This window comes from Pseudomonas sp. Xaverov 83 (assembly GCF_019352905.1).
Lineage (GTDB): Bacteria > Pseudomonadota > Gammaproteobacteria > Pseudomonadales > Pseudomonadaceae > Aquipseudomonas > Aquipseudomonas yamanorum.
In genome coordinates, this window is record NZ_JAAAFU010000083.1 from 161,419 (window position 1) to 178,810 (window position 17,392).

Annotated in this window: 16 protein-coding genes; 2 read left to right on the top strand and 14 right to left on the bottom strand. The window is 59.2% G+C overall.

The features are described from left to right. Positions 1 to 14 precede the first annotated feature (14 nt). From icmH to tssA, 13 genes are read right to left on the bottom strand one after another with little or no spacing between them, the layout of a single operon-like run. Entirely contained in the window at positions 15 to 875 is an 861-nt protein-coding gene (icmH, locus tag K0H47_RS28045) for a type IVB secretion system protein IcmH/DotU (protein ID WP_177026358.1), read from the bottom strand. A 4-nt stretch (positions 876 to 879) separates the two neighbouring features. Further along, positions 880 to 2,208, bottom strand: coding sequence for a type VI secretion system baseplate subunit TssK (tssK, locus tag K0H47_RS28050; protein WP_177026357.1), 1,329 nt, complete (start codon positions 2,206 to 2,208; stop codon positions 880 to 882). Position 2,209: 1 nt separating this feature from the next. After that, positions 2,210 to 2,692: a type VI secretion system lipoprotein TssJ gene (tssJ, locus tag K0H47_RS28055; RefSeq protein WP_063029264.1), complete on the bottom strand. Its 483-nt coding sequence runs from the start codon at positions 2,690 to 2,692 to the stop codon at positions 2,210 to 2,212. Between the two features lie 5 nt (positions 2,693 to 2,697). Continuing rightward, positions 2,698 to 3,879, bottom strand: coding sequence for a type VI secretion system-associated FHA domain protein TagH (gene tagH / locus K0H47_RS28060; RefSeq protein ID WP_219273965.1), 1,182 nt, complete (start codon positions 3,877 to 3,879; stop codon positions 2,698 to 2,700). A gap of 17 nt (positions 3,880 to 3,896) precedes the next feature. Next, positions 3,897 to 4,028, bottom strand: a complete 132-nt coding sequence (locus K0H47_RS28065; RefSeq protein ID WP_177070937.1) for a type VI secretion protein TagU — start codon at positions 4,026 to 4,028, stop codon at positions 3,897 to 3,899. A 33-nt stretch (positions 4,029 to 4,061) separates the two neighbouring features. After that, positions 4,062 to 5,594 carry a sigma-54-dependent Fis family transcriptional regulator gene (locus K0H47_RS28070; protein ID WP_219273966.1) on the bottom strand — a complete coding sequence of 511 codons (1,533 nt, stop codon included), beginning with the start codon at positions 5,592 to 5,594 and terminating at the stop codon, positions 4,062 to 4,064. Continuing rightward, on the bottom strand, positions 5,594 to 8,158 hold the full coding sequence (gene tssH / locus K0H47_RS28075; RefSeq protein ID WP_219273967.1) for a type VI secretion system ATPase TssH: 2,565 nt from the start codon (positions 8,156 to 8,158) through the stop codon (positions 5,594 to 5,596). The genes K0H47_RS28070 and tssH overlap by 1 nt, the downstream gene beginning before the upstream one ends. Before the next feature lie 12 nt (positions 8,159 to 8,170). Next, on the bottom strand, positions 8,171 to 9,178 hold the full coding sequence (gene tssG, locus K0H47_RS28080; RefSeq protein ID WP_093208908.1) for a type VI secretion system baseplate subunit TssG: 1,008 nt from the start codon (positions 9,176 to 9,178) through the stop codon (positions 8,171 to 8,173). Further along, positions 9,142 to 10,917 (bottom strand): type VI secretion system baseplate subunit TssF, encoded by a 1,776-nt coding sequence (gene tssF / locus K0H47_RS28085; RefSeq protein WP_093208905.1) that lies wholly within the window; start codon positions 10,915 to 10,917, stop codon positions 9,142 to 9,144. Before tssF ends, tssG begins: the two co-directional genes overlap by 37 nt. Continuing rightward, the gene (gene tssE / locus K0H47_RS28090) at positions 10,907 to 11,332 is read right to left on the bottom strand and encodes a type VI secretion system baseplate subunit TssE (protein ID WP_093208900.1); all 426 of its coding nucleotides are present in this window, start codon (positions 11,330 to 11,332) and stop codon (positions 10,907 to 10,909) included. Before tssE ends, tssF begins: the two co-directional genes overlap by 11 nt. Next, the gene (tssC, locus tag K0H47_RS28095; RefSeq protein ID WP_063029249.1) at positions 11,329 to 12,804 is read right to left on the bottom strand and encodes a type VI secretion system contractile sheath large subunit; all 1,476 of its coding nucleotides are present in this window, start codon (positions 12,802 to 12,804) and stop codon (positions 11,329 to 11,331) included. Before tssC ends, tssE begins: the two co-directional genes overlap by 4 nt. 27 nt (positions 12,805 to 12,831) lie before the next feature. Continuing rightward, a complete protein-coding gene (tssB, locus tag K0H47_RS28100; protein WP_063029248.1) occupies positions 12,832 to 13,329 on the bottom strand; it encodes a type VI secretion system contractile sheath small subunit in 498 nt (165 codons plus the stop codon). A 32-nt stretch (positions 13,330 to 13,361) separates the two neighbouring features. Further along, on the bottom strand, positions 13,362 to 14,915 hold the full coding sequence (tssA, locus tag K0H47_RS28105) for a type VI secretion system protein TssA (protein ID WP_177070993.1): 1,554 nt from the start codon (positions 14,913 to 14,915) through the stop codon (positions 13,362 to 13,364). Positions 14,916 to 15,391: 476 nt separating this feature from the next. Here tssA and K0H47_RS28110 point away from each other — a divergent pair, with 476 nt between their 5' ends. Continuing rightward, on the top strand, positions 15,392 to 15,907 hold the full coding sequence (locus K0H47_RS28110; RefSeq protein WP_063029245.1) for an Hcp family type VI secretion system effector: 516 nt from the start codon (positions 15,392 to 15,394) through the stop codon (positions 15,905 to 15,907). 55 nt (positions 15,908 to 15,962) lie between these two features. Here K0H47_RS28110 and K0H47_RS28115 read toward each other — a convergent pair whose 3' ends face one another. Next, positions 15,963 to 16,784: an aldo/keto reductase gene (locus K0H47_RS28115; protein WP_219273968.1), complete on the bottom strand. Its 822-nt coding sequence runs from the start codon at positions 16,782 to 16,784 to the stop codon at positions 15,963 to 15,965. Between the two features lie 108 nt (positions 16,785 to 16,892). On the opposite strand from K0H47_RS28115, the gene K0H47_RS28120 reads away from it, so the two are divergent. Beyond that, positions 16,893 to 17,387: a DUF1543 domain-containing protein gene (locus K0H47_RS28120; RefSeq protein WP_219273969.1), complete on the top strand. Its 495-nt coding sequence runs from the start codon at positions 16,893 to 16,895 to the stop codon at positions 17,385 to 17,387. Positions 17,388 to 17,392: the final 5 nt, after the last annotated feature.

Genomic DNA, 17,392 nt, shown 5'->3' on the forward strand with positions numbered 1-17,392 from the left:
TGTTGCTCCCTGCGTTAGAGGGGCGTCCGGGTAATATCCGGCGCCACGAGTTGATACGGTTGCAGCACGGTCTCGCGATGCTGGCCCAGTACCCAGGCAAATCCCGCATACAGGGTCAACAGGCTGGCGATGACAAACACCGCAATCCAGGTGGCCGGCACGACCCTCAGTCGTTTCTGGCGAGACTGCTCCGGCCTGGGTGTCAGCGCGCAGGCCGGCGGGGAGTCGCCCCGCACATGCCGGATCTGCCGATACAGCGCGTCTCGAACCTGCTCAAGCTGCAACAACCCACGCTCCATGACCCGGTATTTGCCCTCGAACCCGAGTGACAGGCACAGGTACATCAGTTCCAGCATCGCCAGGTGCTTGATGGGGTCCCTCGACATGCGCTCAAGCAGCTGGAAAAACTTCTCGCCGCCGAAGGTTTCGTTGTGAAAGCTGCTCAGCAGGCTCATCTTCGACCAATCGCTCTGGCTGCCCCATGAGGTGGTGACCACAGCTTCGTCGATCACACTGCACAGCACATACCGCGCCGCCATCACCTCACTGCTCTGCGCTCCGTCGTGCCGGGCCCGCGTCTCGAACAGCGTGACCGCGCAGGACAGCCGTTCGTTGAGCGCGCGCAGGCTTTCCTGAGCGGTGCTGCCCTTAAGCCGGACGACCTCGGATAACAACGCCCACGCAGGTGCTACCAGCGTATTCAAGCCAACGTTGAAGTGCTCCACGCCCTGCAAGCGGGCGGCGTAAATCATCCGGTCTTCCAATTGCTCGAAACGCGGTGGCGATGCGAAGTCGGTTAGCGGCCCCTGCGCCGGCCCGCGCCCCTGTCGATCGAGCAGGACAGTTTTTTCATCCTGCGGGTATTCCCTGTCCATGGTCTCAGTTCCTGATGGCCCAGAATTTCAATTCCAGTTCGGCAAATTCGCCGCTGACGTGGAAGGCAAAACCTCCCGACTGTTTCAACTGCTCGATGTCCCGGGCACCGAGTTCGAGCATGAAATAGGTTTTTGTGGCATGAAACGGTATCTGCCGGGGAGCCACTGGCAGCGGCTTGACTTTGATGCCCGCCAAATGCAGGTTGACCAACTCGCGAATCCGCTCTACGGGGCCAACCTTGAGGTGCGCCGGAAGCCGGTGGCGCAGCTCCTCGGCGTCACAATGGGCACTGGCGGCCAGAATGAAGGTCGCTGAACCCAACAGGTTGAGATCGCTTACCGGGCACACCAATATCCCGTACTGACGAGGCTGCAGCGCCAGCTCAATGGCATGCTGTTCAAGCACCATGGACAGCAGGCTGCGAATCGGCTCCATCAATCCGCGAAAGCTGGCGCTCTGATCACTGTGCCGGTAATGCCCCTCGAAGTGCGCGCGCTTGCTGTCGCTGGCAAACGTCGCGAGCTCACCCAGGATCGTCAGCAATGTTCGATACAGCGCTTCAGGGCTGACCTGACCTAGGTCCAGGTAGTGACGCAAGACCAGTTCGGTGCGGTTGATCAGTTGCAGCATCAGGAAGTCACCGACCTCCGCTCCGGCGGCGGTGCCGTTGGCGCGGATCCGCTCGGCGATGGCATCCCCCCGGCAAGCAAGCAGGCTGATCACCTCCTTGAGGCACGACAGCAGGTAACTGGAGCCCTGCAGGTGAATGAAGGTCGGGCTAAAATCGGCATCCAGGCTGACGCCCTCCTCGGTGCAACTGAGTACTTGGGCAATCTTGAGTTTCACATAGTGCTGGTCGCTGATTTGCTCCCCCAGCAGCAGGCGAAAATCCAGCTGTCCGCAATTTATCTGACGACAGGAATCTTCTCCGGCGTTGGAATCGCTGACGCCTACCGAAAGGGTCTTGTAGCGCGCGAGCACATCGACCTGCTCGGGTCGACGGGCCTCAACGCAGTTACTTGTGGCCAGCGGCAAGGCTAGGTAAATCGCCTGTTTTCCGGTATTCACCGGAACCTCCAGCACCAGCGATTCCATGGCCCCGCCCAGTTCGAACAGGCTGCCATCCGGCAATATGCCGCTGGCCTGACTGACAACGACCTTGCCCATATTGAGATATTGCACATCGATTTCCAGGGCCAGGAAACCCCAGCCGTGGGGGCACAACAACTGAGTGCGGCGCTTGAGTTGCTGGTCGTGGTAACGATCGTTTTGCTGAAAATGCTGAGGGCGCAACAACATGCCTTCCTGCCAGATGACTTTTTGGCTGCGCATGTCAGTCGCCCGCCTTGGCAGGTTGCGGGCTCACCAACCGAATACCGGCTTGATCCAGGACCAGTTCGGCGCGCGTCAATCGCTGCGCAGTCACCGGCAACACATAACGCCATTGCGAGTGGGGTAAATCACGGTAGGCCGCCAGCACACCGACATAGCGACTGCCTGGCTCGAGGCTGAGCTTGAGCGTGGAGTGATCGCCTGGGCGCAACTCCAGCTCTTCGAGGTTCACCAGGTCTTTGGGCAAAGTGTGCTCTGCATGGCCGTAAAGGCTGAAAAAGTCTGCATTCTCAAAAGCCACGGGGTGCCGCAGCTCCATCAGGTGCACCACGATCGGCGATGGGCGGCCATGGAGATCGGGGTTGACCCGCTCGCTGGCGGTCAGTGTCAGGTCCACCTTGGTCAGCTTCGAAAAGGGTGACAGGGAACAACCACCCAGCAACGCCATTACAGCGCACAACAATGCAACGGTGACTCGGGACATGAAGATCATCCTGGATAACGGTGAAGGGTTGAAATCAGACGAATCTGCTCCTCATAGGCCTTGGTGAAGTCGCTGCCCAGCAGGCCCTCACTCAAGTGCTCGTCCTTGATCAGCGCCTGGTAGTGGCGCTGATACGCGCGCCAGCGCCCGCCACACCGGGAAATCAACGGGGGCTTCGCCTGACGTTCGAAACACAGGAGCAACTGACCCGGAGCAAAGGCGGCCAACGTTCCGCGTACCGCCGCGCGGCAGGCCACCAGCAAAGCCACCTGGTGGGCCTGCATGTCGCGATAGGCTCGTGTAACGAACATCTCGGCAGACACCTGCCCCAACTGCCCCGCCCCCAACAGCAATCCCAAGGCCGTGCTGGCGTCGACGCTGTCTTTAAGCGGATCGGGACTCCGGAGCGACATCTGGGTCAGTGGGAGTTTCAACTCGAGTTTGAGCTCGTTGCGGGTACTCAGGCTCTGTTGCAACCCTTCCGTCATTTGTCTGAGCAGCCCCGCCGCCTTGATCGCCAACACCTCTCTTCCCGGCTCATCGAGAGCGTCCAGGTCGATACCCAGAGCCTGCGCAAACGCTGACCAAAATGGCGCTGAGCCTTGACTGGGAAGTGGCGGTGGCAAGCTCGGCCCAACCCGCGGGGCAGGTTCCACAAGTTCGGGAACCGTCAGATTATCCCTGTCCGCCGCTGCGTGGTCCGTCCACCGCAACGCCTCGTGATTGGCCATGGTCAGGGCGGTCAACTCTTGCGACTCGTCCTGAAGCTGCAGTTCCCTGGCCAGTCTCCGTACCGGATCCAGCTCCAGAAATGCATCATCGGGAATCAGCGTGTGTAATCCGTCCTGGCTCGGCACCGTCGCCGGACTGACCAGTCGCGCACGAATATTCAGCGGCCCCAGCTGAAATACCGTGCCGTCCTCTATCGGATGCTCCTGCCCCTCCCGCAGACGATCGCCGCTGCCTGCCAGGCGGGTTCCGTTACTGCTGATGTCCGCCAGGAAGTACCGTCCGTCACGATAGCTGACCACCGCGTGACGACTGGAAACCTGGCGACTGCCATCAGGGAGGGTCCAATCACAACCGGCCCCACGACCTATGACGCCGCCAACACCCTTAAAGGTTTTGCGCAGGTCCGGCGCTGACCCTCCTTGCCCCGCAGGGCATACCTCAAACACTAGTTGCATGTGGAACTCCCCCGCGCTCACTGGCCACGACCGATGGACCGTGGATCACCCAGCGGGCGATAGTCGCCGTCGTCAAAGGCATGGTTGGTGTTACAGCCACTCAGCAAAAACAACACAAGCACCAGGGCTTGCCACTGACTAACAGGCATCAGATATCTCCCGGAATTTGAGGGGCGCGCCATTCAGCACTCCCCCTTGACGTCGCCAAAGGGAATGTCCAGACGTGCAAGACGGTATTGCAGCGTGCGCCGCGCGAGCCCCAGCTCACGGGCCGTGCGCGTTCGATTACCACGGTTTTTGCGCAGGCAGTCGATCAGCACAACCCGCTCGACCCGCTCCATGCGCTGGCGCAGTGTCGCGTCAACAGCCGGTACAGTCGGGCTTGACGACAACGACAAATGCGGGGGCAGGATGACTTCGTCGTCGCACAGCAGCACCGCCCGCTCCACCATGCATTTGAGTTCGCGCACATTGCCGGGGAAGCTATGGCTGGACAGATGATCCAGCGCCGCACTCGACCAGCCCACCGGCGCCCGACCCAGCATTGCGCAGGCCTTGTCGGCGAAATGCCGTGCCAGTTGCAACACATCACCGTCCCGTTGGCGTAGCGCCGGCAACTCGATAGGAAACTGCGCCAACCGGTAATAAAGATCTTCGCGGAAGCTGCCTTCGGCCACCATGCGGGTGAGGTCCCGGTGAGTCGCCGCGAGGATCCGTACATCGACCTTGTGGGCCGTATTGGCACCCAACGGGCGAATTTCGCCTTCCTGTAGCACCCGCAGTAATTTGGCTTGCAGTGACAGCGGCATGTCACCGATTTCGTCGAGCAGCAGCGTGCCGCCGTGGGCGGTGTCAAACAAACCGGCGTAGTCTCTTTCAGCCCCGGTGAACGCGCCTTTGCGGTAACCGAACAATTCACTTTCGAGCAAGCCTTCGGGAAACGCAGCGCAGTTTTGCACCACAAATGCCTTGTTGCTGCGCGGTCCGGCAGCATGAATGGCCCGTGCGACCACTTCTTTACCCGTGCCGGTCTCGCCCCGGAGCAATACGGTGTAGGGGCTATGCACGACCTTACCGATCAGACGGCACGTCTCGTCCATCGCGGTGCTGTTTCCTATCAAGCCATAGGCGGTGGCACCCGGGGTGTTGCGAGCCACTTTCAACGCGCTTGGAGCCCGGCGCATTCGACACAACATGGCCAGCTGACTCAAGGCAAAACGGCCGAATTGGCCCAGCGAGGTGCCGTAACCAGCCAGTTCCGTCCTGCGCTGACTGGCACACAACAACATTCCGCATACCTGCTGGTGCTGCCCAAGCAGTGGCACGCACAGCAGTGATTGCCAGGGTGATGCGACCACCGGTAGAAACCCTGTGTCATACAGGCTGCTACGCAGCTCAGTGAGGCTGAGTACACGGCTCTGTTCCAGAACGTATTGCAACAGTTGCTCGTTCTTGAAGTCCGCTCCCGGGTTTGCAACGTCACCGGGCGGCAACACACCCGGCAAGTACTGGGCAACCAGACCCAGGCGACCGGTGGCTTGATCGAGCAGGTACAACTGGCTCAGTTCACACCCGCTCAACTGTGCGGCGCCTGCTGCAAAGTCCTCAGCCAATGTTGATTCGTCGCTATCGATACCTAATCGGGTAAACCACCCCAGCAAGGCATCGGCGTAATCCAGCGGGTTTGGCAACTGGGTAAACAGATTGTCCGCCATCAGCTGAACTCACAGAGGAGAGTGCTGTTGGAATCAAGGCTGACATGGACACACTGCAGAGACTTGCCAACGGCCATAGCATCCAGCAGTTGATCCACCACCTGCGGCAGCAGATTTGCCTCGATCCATTGATCGATAAACCGCGCACCACTCTCACCGTGGCTACAGCGCTCGGCCATGTGTTCGACCAGTTCCTCTGCGTGACTGAAGGCCAGCTTGCGCTGAAGCAGGCGCGTCCCCAGACGCTGAAGTTTGTTCTCGATCAGTTGGTGCAGCACCACGCCCGCTATCGGGTAGTACGGGACCACTCGCATACGGGCCAGCAATGCCGGTTTGAAATGAGCAGTCAGCACCGGCCGAATAGCGGCGTGCAGCACCTCGACATCCGGTCGCTGTCCGTCGGCGCAAAGCTCAGTGATACGTTGGCCGCCCAGATTGGAAGTCATCAGGATCAGAGTGTTGCGAAAATCGATTTCACGCCCTTCGCCGTCATTGGCTACGCCTTTGTCGAACACTTGGTAAAACAGGTTCAAGACATCCGGGTCGGCCTTCTCTACCTCGTCGAGCAGCACCACCGAGTAGGGCTTCTGTCGCACGGCATCCGTCAGTACGCCGCCCTCTCCATAGCCGACGTAGCCGGGCGGTGCTCCGATCAATCGGGACAGGGAATGTTTCTCCTGGTACTCAGACATATTGATCGTGGTGACAAACCGCTCACCGCCGTACAACAAGTCAGCCAGGGCGTGGGCCGTTTCTGTCTTGCCAACCCCGCTGGGGCCCACCAACAGGAATACACCTACGGGAGCATTCGGCCTGTTCACGCCGGCCGCGACGGCCCGCAGGCAGCGATCCAGAACCTGCACAGCGCACTCCTGACCGAGGATGCGGCGGCGCAAATCCTCGGCAAAGTTCAAGACCTTCGCGCTGTGTTCACGGGCCAGTTGTTCCGATGGAATACCAGTCCAGGCACTGACCACCTGTGCCACCAACCGTGGGCACACTTCAAAGCTGGCCAGGCGCTGTTCGTGTTGTATCGCCTGCAACGCTTGATGGTTTTCGGCAAGCGGCCGCTCAAGGACTTCAATGTTTTCGCCGCTGTTAAGGGCTTCGACCCGTTGCTGACGTAGCGAGATCACCTTCTCCGCCAGGTCGCGTTGGTGGGTCCAGCGTTGCTCAAGCTCTGACTGTGCGACCTCTACTTCTTCCAGTCTCTGTGTGAGTTGATGCAATGCCAGTTCATCGATGACCAACCCCGCGTCGGCGTCCCGGCGCACAGCGAGCTGCTGACGCATTCCCTCGGCCAGCTCGGCGCGCAACCGTTGCAGTTCATCCGGAGCCGTGACCAGACTGATGCGCACCCGGGCACACGCGGTGTCCAATACGTCCACGGCCTTGTCAGGCAACTGGCGGCCCGCCAGATAGCGAGCACTCAGGTGTGCGGCGGCGACCACCGCATCATCCCGCACGTAGACGCCGTGACTGGCCTCATACACCGGGGCCAACCCACGTAAAATCGTCACCGCCTCCTCTACTGTCGGCTCGCGCACCTGTACCGGCTGGAAACGCCGCGCCAACGCAGGGTCTTTCTCGAAGTATTTCTTGTGCTCCGACCAAGTCGTGGCGGCGATGGTACGCAGTTCACCGCGTGCCAGCGCCGGCTTGAGCAGGTTCGCAGCATCGGAACTGCCGGCCTGGCCGCCTGCGCCAACCAGGGTGTGGGCCTCGTCGATAAACAGGATGATCGGTTGCAGCGAGGCGTTGACCTCGTCGATCAAGCCTTTCAAGCGGCGCTCGAACTCGCCCTTGATGCTGGCACCGGCTTGCAGCAAGCCCATATCCAGGGTCAGCAGACGCACGCCCCTGAGCACCTCTGGCACTTGCGCGCTCACGATTCGCAGGGCCAGGCCCTCGACTATCGCGGTTTTTCCGACTCCCGCCTCGCCCACCAGAATGGGGTTGTTCTTGCGCCGCCGCGCAAGGGTATCGATCATTTGCCGGATTTCGTTATCGCGACAGAGTACGGGGTCGAGTTTTCCGTCACGAGCCTGGCGAGTCAGGTCATGAGTAAAGCGCTCCAGTAATGAACTCCCCCCTTCAGATGGAGGCGTCCGAGGGTTTTCGCTCAAGAGAAAACCGAGCACGCGCTGTGCATCAAGCTTGCTCAACACCGCCTGATAACGGCTGCCCGCGTGCTGCAACGGATTGCGCAACAAGGCGAGCAACAAGGCACCGTGTTCCACTTCGCTTCGCCCCAGCTCCAGATGGGCGACCAGTAACGCTTGTTGCAACCATTGCACCAAAGCGGGTGAAAACACCGGATTACGGGAGGCGCTCTGGTCGGTCCGGGGTTGCAGCACCGCATGCAATTCTCCGACATCCACACCCGCATCCTGCAGCGCACGCATCAGTACACCGTCGGGATATTCCAGGAGCGTCAACAGCAGGTCCTCCACCAAGACCTCGCTGCCGCCGCGCGTGACACACCGTTCGGCGCAGCGCTCCAAGTCGCACCGCGTGGGCGCGGTCAATACCTGGATAAGTTGTTGCAGGTCCACGTTCATCATATTCATCAATCCCTAATGAGTTTTACTGGCCAAGGTGACCACGCCGTCAGCTCGCTCATGCCCCAGCCAACTGGTCCAGCCCAAGCGGCAGACATTGCGCTCACCAATGTGCAACGGCCGAACCTCTCCCTCTGCCAACACCAATCGCACGTCGTACTCCAAGGGGTCCCGGACGGCGAAACGCACCAGTGCGCACAACGGCTCATAACCTGCTCCGGTGGGCAAAAAATCATGAAATCGCTCCCAGCCCAGTGCCAGCACATGGACCCTGAACATCCCGCTGCGGTCGAGAATTCGGTCCCCCAGCACCAGGTCAGAACCCAGCGTGCTATAGCTGCGACCCAGGTCATTACGCTGCTCCTGGTCAATCACCACCGTGCGCTTGACCCATTGCTCGATAACCAGCCGGCTGTGCTTGAAGTAATAACGCAACACGGTCTCGATCAGTGCGGCGGAGTGCGCACGCAGACTGAGCAGTCCCAGGTAGGGCAGCAGGCGCTTCCAGTTCAGTTGAGCGGTGCTGCGAATCGCGCTGCCGCCCAGGCCTACCAATGCGAACATCTGCTCTGAAAATGGATCGCAGGCACCCGTTTGAAAGCGCGCCTGATAACGGTATTTTCGCCAGATCGGCACCAGCAACCGGTGCAGGCGATGGTGAAAAAGATCCAGGAAATCACGCGTCGAATTACCCCCTGATACTTCGGCAAAAGCTTGCTCGCCATAGAACGCCGGCAGCGGTGAGCCTGTACCAAACAGCCCCAGCACATTGAGACGAAGGCGTGCCCGCAACTGGCCGTGCTCGACAAAAAACTCCACCCGGTCAATGTCGTTGCCGGGAAACCCAAAGCCTGGATTGGCCTGGAACTCCAACTGGTCGTACAGCGCCTCCTCGTCAAGGGAGGGGTGCGCTTCACGCAACCGCTCGATGATCTGCGCGACCGCCTGAAACACCGAGTACTCGCGAATCTCACGGGACAGTGCGGTTAAAGCAGGGGCTGCTGGCCCATCCGGGGTGGCCATAGGTACACGTCTCCTTGTGTGCTGATGACTCGCAGTTCGTGGTACGAGTTGAGGCTGGCGTAAAGCGCGAAAAACTCATTGAGCACCGAGGCAAAGACAAACACGTCGCCCTCCCCCAGGTAGCCTTCTGGATTGATGGTGAGATCAACCCGCAAGCCGCGAAATGGCAGGCCTCGGTGCAACCGGTCCACCGGCTGGTGACTGATCGACTGGAGTGCACCGAGCCTTATCCGGCTAACCTTCTCCACCTGGCGGTCGTGATAACGCGGCAGATCATAGGTTTCGAGGATCACTCTCAAGGCGTTGATATCGGTCAATGACAAATAGTTGAGCGACATATTGCTGATCAGTCGCCACAGGAAGTCGCTGTCCAGAGGGGGCGCAAAACTGGGTGTTGCCGCTGTGAGGTTGCGAAACGAAAGAAACTCGGGCGTCTGCTCGCAGGCCTGGTTGATATCTCCCACTTGCAGCCGGCGTGGCAGGTCGTGATTGGTGCAGGTCAGCTCGACCGACAGGGTTTCCTGATCATGCCCCTGGCGTTGGTCGAAGCTCAGCCAGGTGTCCATTCCGGTATGTTGCAGTGATGGTCGCAGGCGAACACCATAGCTGGGCGACCCGCTGCCAAAATCGTGCTCAAACGACTCGAACGGTGCATATTCCTGATAACCCAGGCCACCCGGCCGCCATCCTGTGACTTTGTCGACGGAAAATATGCCGCAGTTGCCCCGGGTGTATTCGCCCGGCAACAGCAGGTATTCGTCCTGCCTGCCGTCAAGGCGTATTGGCACGCTATCGTGCTTGAACAGATTGACGATGGGCGTGCAATACAACTTCACGTTGTCCAGGCTCGGCGTCAGTCGCTCAAGGCCGCGGCCACGCATGTTGAAGCGCAGCGCCAGGCCATGTACCTGTTTGAGCAGGTCAAAGGGCAACCCGTTGAGCACGTCGAGACCACCTACATCGACAAACAGGTATTTTTCGGGAAAGGCGAAATACTCCTGCAAATGGCGATAGCCGCGAAAGGTATTCAAAGGATAAGGAATCAGTGCCTCTTCCTCGGAAAAGCCCACTGGACTGATCTCGCTACTGGACAGACGCAATGAGATAGCCAAGCCGTCAGCGCCGATAACCGGCTGCCCATTCCCGTCCAAAGGCCGTAACTCAAACCCGTCCAAGTGACGCAACAGGCCAAGGTAGAGCGCCTGGCTGACGGGCAGCTCTCCCGCGAGATGCAGACGCAGGCAGCCCAGTGCCAACTCACTGAAGTTACCCTCTGCCGTCATTTCCAGACGCAGGCACAGCAACGCATCCTCGCCCTGTACCGAGTACTCCAAGGCGGCCAAATGCAGCGGTAAAACCTGTGTCGGGTAACAGGTACGAAAACGGCAACGTTCACCGTTGATCGCGATGCTTTCCACCGGTGTATCCCGCTCGACCCTGATGGCAGGCCCTGATCGCTTGATCGGGTCAAACTGCAGCATGCTGAACGCCGGCAGCGGTCGCATGTAGTTGGGCCACAGCAAATGCATCAACGAGTGACTCAACTCCGGCAGTTGATCATCGAGCTTCTGACGCAAGCGCCCGGTGAGGAACGCAAAACCCTCCAGCAACCGCTCCACATCCGGGTCATTGCCGGCGGCCCCAAGAAACGGTGCGAGTGCCGGGTTTCGCTCACAGAAGCGCCGCCCCAACTGCCGCAACGCACTCAGCTCGCCCTGGTAATAGCGGTTAAACGACATCCGGTTTGACCTCAACCTGTGCGCCGGGAGCCAGGCTTGCGCAAAAGGCGACCGTTTGCGTCAGGCCACCGACCTCCATCGCACCCTCGATGGAAAACGCCAGGGCCAACGGGTCACGGTCCTGAGGTATCGCCCTGACACATACATCCTTCAGACGTGGTTCATAGGCCTGGATGGAGCGCTCAATCAGGAAACGGGCCTGGCTCAACGCGTCATGCAGACTGAGCCGCATGTCATTCAGATCAGGCAACCCGTAGTCCGGTAGCGTCTGTACGCTGCCCACACGGGTGCTGAGCATGTTCGCCAGATGGCTCGCCACGGACTCCACGATGCAGCCTTGTGGGCTACGTCCCACGCCGGAATCCAGACGTTCGAAAAGGCTGCGGTTTTGGGTCATCACGTGGCTGCGACTCATTCTTTATCGAGCTTGCCGACGAGAGACAGGGTGAAGTCCGCCCCCATGTACTTGAAGTGCGGGCGAACGCTCAGGTTGACGCGATACCAGCCGGGCTCCCCGTCGACATCGCTGACCACAATGCGTGCTGCCCGGAGCGGGCGTCGTCCACGCACTTCGGCGCTGGGGTTATCCTGATCGGCAATGTATTGGCGAATCCACTTGTTGAGTTCCAGTTCGAGGTCGGTGCGCTCCTTCGACGATCCCAGCTGTTCGCGCTGCAGCACCTTGAGGTAGTGAGCCAGACGATTGACGATCATCATGTAAGGCAGCTGGGTGCCAAGCCGGTAGTTCAGCTCCGCGACCTTGCCCTCGGCGCTGATGCCAAAGGACTTGGGTTTCTGCACCGAGCTGGCGGAGAAGAACGCCGCATTGTCGCTGCCCTTGCGCATGGTCAAGGCGATAAAGCCCTCTTGCGCCAGCTCGTATTCCCGCCGGTCGGATACCAGCACCTCGGTGGGGATCTTGGTTTCGATCTCGCCCATGCTGTGAAAGTGATGCAGCGGCAAGTCCTCCACCGCGCCACCACTTTGCGGGCCGATAATGTTCGGGCACCAGCGAAACCGGGCGAAGCTGTCCGTCAAGCGGGTGGCAAAGGCATACGCCGTGTTGCCCCACAGATAGTGCTCGTGGCTGTTGGCGACATTTTCCTGGTAGGCGAAGGTCTTGACCGGGGAATCAATGGGATCGTAAGGCGTACGCAGCAGAAAGCGCGGCACTGTGAGCCCGATGTAACGGGCATCTTCGCTCTGGCGAAAGCTCTGCCATTTGGCAAACTGCGGCCCTTGGAAGTGGTCTTTCAGATCCTTGAGGTCAGGTAGGCCGGTGAAGCTCTCAAGGCCAAAGAAACCTGGGCCAGCCGCCGCGATGAAGGGTGCATGGGCCATGCAGGCCACATTGGAAACGTACTGCATCAACCTGACGTCGGGTGCACTGGGGGAAAGGAAATAATTGGCGATGATTGCCCCGACGGGCTGACCGCCGAACTGACCGTATTCGGCACTGTAAATATGCTTGTAGAGCCCGGACTGGGTAACTTCCGGCGAGTCCTCGAAGTCATCCAGCAGGTCCTGTCGAGAGACGCTCAGCAGTTCGATCTTGATGTTTTCACGAAAATCGGTGCGATCAACCAACAACTGCAGGCCGCGCCATGATGACTCCAATGACTGGAAATCGGGATGGTGGAGGATTTCATCCATTTGCTGGCTAAGTCTTGCATCAATCTCGGCAATCATCCGGTCAACCAGGCGCTTCTTGACCGGCTCGTCCCTGTTCTGCGGTTTGATCAGCTCCTCGATAAATGCCGACACCCCGCGCTTTGCGATGCCATAGGCTTCGTCGTCGGCGCTGAGACGGGTCTGGGCAATGATGTTGTCGAGAATGCTGCATTCATCCATTGCGCGAGCATGCAACGGGCTTTGGCTGGTAGTCATAGTGTCAGTGTCCTTTTACTGAGGGAGTCATGCGGCGGGGCTACCCAGCCCCAATTCAGCCAATACCCGGGTGCGGGACTCGTCATCGGCAAGCGCGTTTTCAATCGCCTTTCGAAAGCTCGGCGTGTTGCCCAGCGGACCCTTGAGCGCCACGAGTGCATCACGCAGCTCCATGAGTTTTTTCAGCTCGGGTATTTGCTCAACCAGGTGCGCCGGATTGAAGTCCTTCATCGAATTGATCCTGATCTGGATCGCCAGCTCATCCAGCTCGGCAGAGTCCTGGAGCCGATTGGGGACGCTCAAGGTCAAGCTCAAGGCTTGCTTGGCCAACACCTCGTCAAAGGTGTTCTTGTCGATCCCGACGGGCTTGCGGTCTTCGAATTGGCGTGGGTCTTCACGCTGGGTGAAGTCGCCAAGCACCAGCAGTTTCAACGGCAGCTCCAGCTCTTCCTGCGCAGTACCGACGGCGGGTTTGAACGTGATATTGATGCGTTCCTTGGGGGCTACCGAACCTTCTTTCGCCATGGTGTTTCTCCTTTTTCGGGTGGCTCGAAAGCCTATTCAAGTACCGCTTCAAGATCGAAGTGGCACAGCCTGCGATGGACATCTTCCTTGCGCTCACGCACAGAGTGGCTTTGCGGCAACACGTCACAACAGCCATGCAGGAGTTGCAGCACCTCAACCGCCAATTCAGGCTCCCAGCGCTGCAAGCCTGACTGCTGCAGTTCGTGGTCCAGGTGGTCAAGCTGGACTTTGGCAAGGTCATGCTTACCCGCCAGCACAGACAACCTGGCGAGGCCAAGCCGCCAATGAAATCGGGCACGCTCACCTGTGGCGGTTTGCATGCTTTGCTTGAGAGATTGAACGGCCGCCTTGAATCCGTCCTTGCGCAGCACGGGCACGACGTCGTGCAACGCTTTGTCCCAAGGCGCAGCCTGGGCATCAAGTGCCGACCGGGCTGGCACCGGACTTTGCAAATGGCGGACAACCTGAGTGTTGATCCAGCCCCGGGTAACGGAGTCAGCGAATGGCGTTCCATCGTGAAAGCGCAACTGCACGAGGCCAGGCAAACGCTGGAGCAACAAGGCGAAGTGCACTTCCAGCTCGGTCATGGCCAAATCGGCCTGAAGTGTCTGCAGGCACTCCCATACCCTGTACAAGCCGTCAAACCAGAAAGGTGCGCAGGCCAGGCTGGCCTCAAGTTCCAACAACAGGTCGGCGTGTTGCCCTTGGGCAAAGCGCTCCTGGTAGCGCTTGAGCTTGTCCGGCGCCGGGCCCCGCAAAGGCGTGACCTGTTCGTTGTCACAGTCCGGGAGGCTGGTGATCGTCAGCCAGGTCAACGTTCGGTTCAGACGCAGCGCGCGCAGGTCAGTGGCATTCTGGCGCTGCCACCAGGCAGACAAAGGCCGGGCATTCTCCTGCAGCGCACGCAGCAGCTTATGGGCGTCCTTTTCGTTATCCACCACAGGCTCGGGGGCCAGCTGTTGAGTCGCCACCGGCCTGACCTGGTCGCTTACCCCTGCGATACCGTTTGGCGGGGAGTCACTCACGGTGGCCTGCTGCAACCCGTCCGAGAGCCGCCTGCGAATCGGCAGTAACGATGGCGCCTCGTCGCCGAGATGCTGGGTCAATAGTTCATCCAGCCGGGTCAGGTGTTCGAGCATGCAGTGGAACAGGGAGCGCTGATCCTTGAACGGAAGATGTTGCCCAAGCGCCTGCTCAAGGCGCGGAACCAGCCAGCCAAATGCGGCACTGCGGGTACGCAGTTTGACCGGGTACACGACCGCCCAATGATGCTCACAGAGGTAGCGCAGCAATCCGAGGCCTGCGAGCAATCCTGGAAAGGACTCACGCTGATGCAATGCCCAGGTCAACCAGACAGCAACCCGCAAGTCCTTGGACTGGTGGCGTAACAAAGCCTCGCCTTTTTCCACTACCCATTGCCAGTCAGGTTGGCTGTTACCATGTATGGAATGCGTCTTGCCCAGTTCGGTTTCAAGTGCCTCATATTCAGTGGAAAAACGCATATCCGCGCCCGCATAACTCACTGTCGAGTTGGGTGCCTGCGCAAGTTTCAGGTAATAATCGGAAAGCCTGTCTGAATAAACCATTATTGGCTGCACTTTACTTCCTGGACATGTTCAGCTAACTAACGGCAATTTAAGCGCACATTAGAATACTGTTTTAAGTTCATCTTCCCGGCGGGAAGAGCACGAACCTTATCCATGCAAAAAGCTTTGTTCAAGCCACGAAACGGCTGTTAAGGAATTTCCTACAAAAATAAAAAATTCGCCGGTGCGCAACAGTTTGCACAATCAGAACAACACGCACGCTTATGTTTAATGTAGACCCTGCGGATAAGCCGCCTATCAGTACGCTGCAACTAACTGCACACCGCTGCGCAAACAAATACAAATAACTTCAGTTCCAAACCGACATCACCTCTTAAAAAACAAACCAATAAAACCTTAACCCCCCGATTTCATTAGCTCTTGAACTTTCCGGCACGCTTCTTGATATCGAGCATTACCCAGCCGGCAAATCAGCCGACTGGGGCGACCTCATTTATCAGGCAAGGAAACCAGTTATGCCAACACCCGCGTATCTCTCCATCACCGGCACCAAGCAAGGCTTGATTACGGCAGGCACATTCACCCAGGACTCGGTCGGCAACATCTATCAGGAAGGCCACGAAAACCAGATTCTGGTGCAGGGGTTCCAGCATCAGGTGATCATTCCCCGTGATCCACAATCCGGCCAGCCCACCGGCCAGCGAGTGCACAAGCCCCTGATGATCAGCAAGGTATTCGATAAGTCTTCGCCACTGCTGTTCAACGCATTGACCTCCGGGGAAATGGTCAAGTGCCGCCTTGAGTGGTACCGCACCTCTTCAGTCGGCACCCAGGAGCACTACTTCACCATCGAGCTGGAGGACGCGATTCTGGTGGACATCCAGTCACGGATGCCCAACTGCCAGGACCCGAACAATTCGCACTTCACACATCTGGAGGATGTGTATTTCGCTTACCGGAAAATCCTCTGGACCCATAAGGTATGCGGCACCTCAGGCCATGATGACTGGCGCAACCCGGTAGCTGGCTAAGCACCCACCGAAACAAAAACGGCAAAGCCATGGATGGCGCCGTTTCTGTCGGCTGCTAGACCATCGCCAGCGGATGCTTGCGCTTCGGCGCACCAAAAACCCGGTCAATCGCATCCAGGTCGTGCTCATCCAGCACCAGCTTTGCCGCTGCGGCATTGAGCCGGATATGCGCGGGCGTCACAGCTTTGGGAATGGCGATCACACCGTCCTGGCGCAAGACCCAGGCCAGGGAAACCTGGGCGGGTGTGACCTCGTGTCGACGGGCAATTTGCTTGAGGGTCGGGCTGGCCAACAGCTCGCCACCCTGGGCGATGGGACAGTAGGCCATCAATGGCAAATTATGTTGCTGCCACCACGGCAGCAGGTCGAATTCGATACCGCGCTCTTCAATGTTGTAGAGCACCTGATTGGTGGCGCAGGCCGGGGACGCCAGTTCCTGCAGGTCGGCCACATCAAAGTTGGACACGCCCCAACGACCGATCTTGCCCGCCTCACGCAAGCGTTCGAAGGCTTCCACCGTTTCTTCAAGGGGGTATTGCCCACGCCAATGCAGCAGATACAGGTCGATGTAGTCGGTGCCCAGGCGCTGGAGGCTGGCCTCACATGCCTGTGGAACACCTTTACGGCTGGCATTGTGCGGGTACACCTTGCTGACCAGGAACACCTGGTCACGTTTACCGCGAATCGCTTCGCCGACGACTTCTTCGGCGCCGCCTTCGCCATACATTTCAGCGGTATCGATCAGGGTCATGCCCTCATCAATGCCCAGTTGCAACGCCGCCACTTCGGCGCTGCGTTGACCGGGGTGTTCGCCCATGCGCCAGGTCCCCTGGCCGATGACAGGGACGGGAACGCCGGCCAGATCAATGGTGCGCATGACAACCTCCTGATGAATTCGCGAATTAACAGTGTGGCACCGACTGGACAAAAGGGTTCAATCGAAGGATGGTGGCCCTTTCCATCCCAGCCATAGAAAGGGCGCGCAATGCTGTTTGTGGTCATGCTTGGGGGCAAGCACCCCCGGGCGAAAATCGAAGTGCATGATGTGGTATTCGCCGTGGCCGACACCCTGGAAGCCGCCTACCCGCAACTGCGCGAGGGCTGGTTTGGCAGCCAGAAAGGTGTGCATATCGATTCCTGGATGACGGTGGACGGCGTCGACGGCTGGAAAGTCCACCTCAGCCACCTGGCACCTAACGCCGGTGCGCCGCGCCTGTACTTCATCAACCTGGGCGGTTATGAATCGAACATCTTTGGCGAAGCCCACCACTACCTGCTGGTGGTTGCGCGCACGGCCAGGGAAGCCGCGGCCCAAGGCAAACGGCAGATACTCACCCACTGGACCCAACCCCATACCGACGGTGTGCTGGATATCGACGACTGCCTGCCCATCGACCTGGTAGACGGACGCTATATCCACCTGGAACAGGGCGTTCACCGCCCGGTCGTCACGCGAAACGACTACATCGTACTGCCCTGACCGCC

Coding starts and splice junctions, on each gene's coding strand:
- K0H47_RS28110 (WP_063029245.1), top strand. CDS start 15,392: ATGCCAACACCCGCGTATCTCTCCATCACCGGCACCAAGCAAGGCTTG.
- tssJ (WP_063029264.1), bottom strand. CDS start 2,692: ATGTCCCGAGTCACCGTTGCATTGTTGTGCGCTGTAATGGCGTTGCTG.
- K0H47_RS28115 (WP_219273968.1), bottom strand. CDS start 16,784: ATGCGCACCATTGATCTGGCCGGCGTTCCCGTCCCTGTCATCGGCCAG.
- tssA (WP_177070993.1), bottom strand. CDS start 14,915: ATGGTTTATTCAGACAGGCTTTCCGATTATTACCTGAAACTTGCGCAG.
- tssC (WP_063029249.1), bottom strand. CDS start 12,804: ATGACTACCAGCCAAAGCCCGTTGCATGCTCGCGCAATGGATGAATGC.
- tssE (WP_093208900.1), bottom strand. CDS start 11,332: ATGAGTCGCAGCCACGTGATGACCCAAAACCGCAGCCTTTTCGAACGT.
- icmH (WP_177026358.1), bottom strand. CDS start 875: ATGGACAGGGAATACCCGCAGGATGAAAAAACTGTCCTGCTCGATCGA.
- K0H47_RS28065 (WP_177070937.1), bottom strand. CDS start 4,028: ATGCCTGTTAGTCAGTGGCAAGCCCTGGTGCTTGTGTTGTTTTTGCTG.
- tssK (WP_177026357.1), bottom strand. CDS start 2,208: ATGCGCAGCCAAAAAGTCATCTGGCAGGAAGGCATGTTGTTGCGCCCT.
- tssH (WP_219273967.1), bottom strand. CDS start 8,158: ATGATGAACGTGGACCTGCAACAACTTATCCAGGTATTGACCGCGCCC.
- K0H47_RS28070 (WP_219273966.1), bottom strand. CDS start 5,594: ATGGCGGACAATCTGTTTACCCAGTTGCCAAACCCGCTGGATTACGCC.
- tssB (WP_063029248.1), bottom strand. CDS start 13,329: ATGGCGAAAGAAGGTTCGGTAGCCCCCAAGGAACGCATCAATATCACG.
- tssG (WP_093208908.1), bottom strand. CDS start 9,178: ATGGCCACCCCGGATGGGCCAGCAGCCCCTGCTTTAACCGCACTGTCC.
- K0H47_RS28120 (WP_219273969.1), top strand. CDS start 16,893: ATGCTGTTTGTGGTCATGCTTGGGGGCAAGCACCCCCGGGCGAAAATC.
- tssF (WP_093208905.1), bottom strand. CDS start 10,917: ATGTCGTTTAACCGCTATTACCAGGGCGAGCTGAGTGCGTTGCGGCAG.
- tagH (WP_219273965.1), bottom strand. CDS start 3,879: ATGCAACTAGTGTTTGAGGTATGCCCTGCGGGGCAAGGAGGGTCAGCG.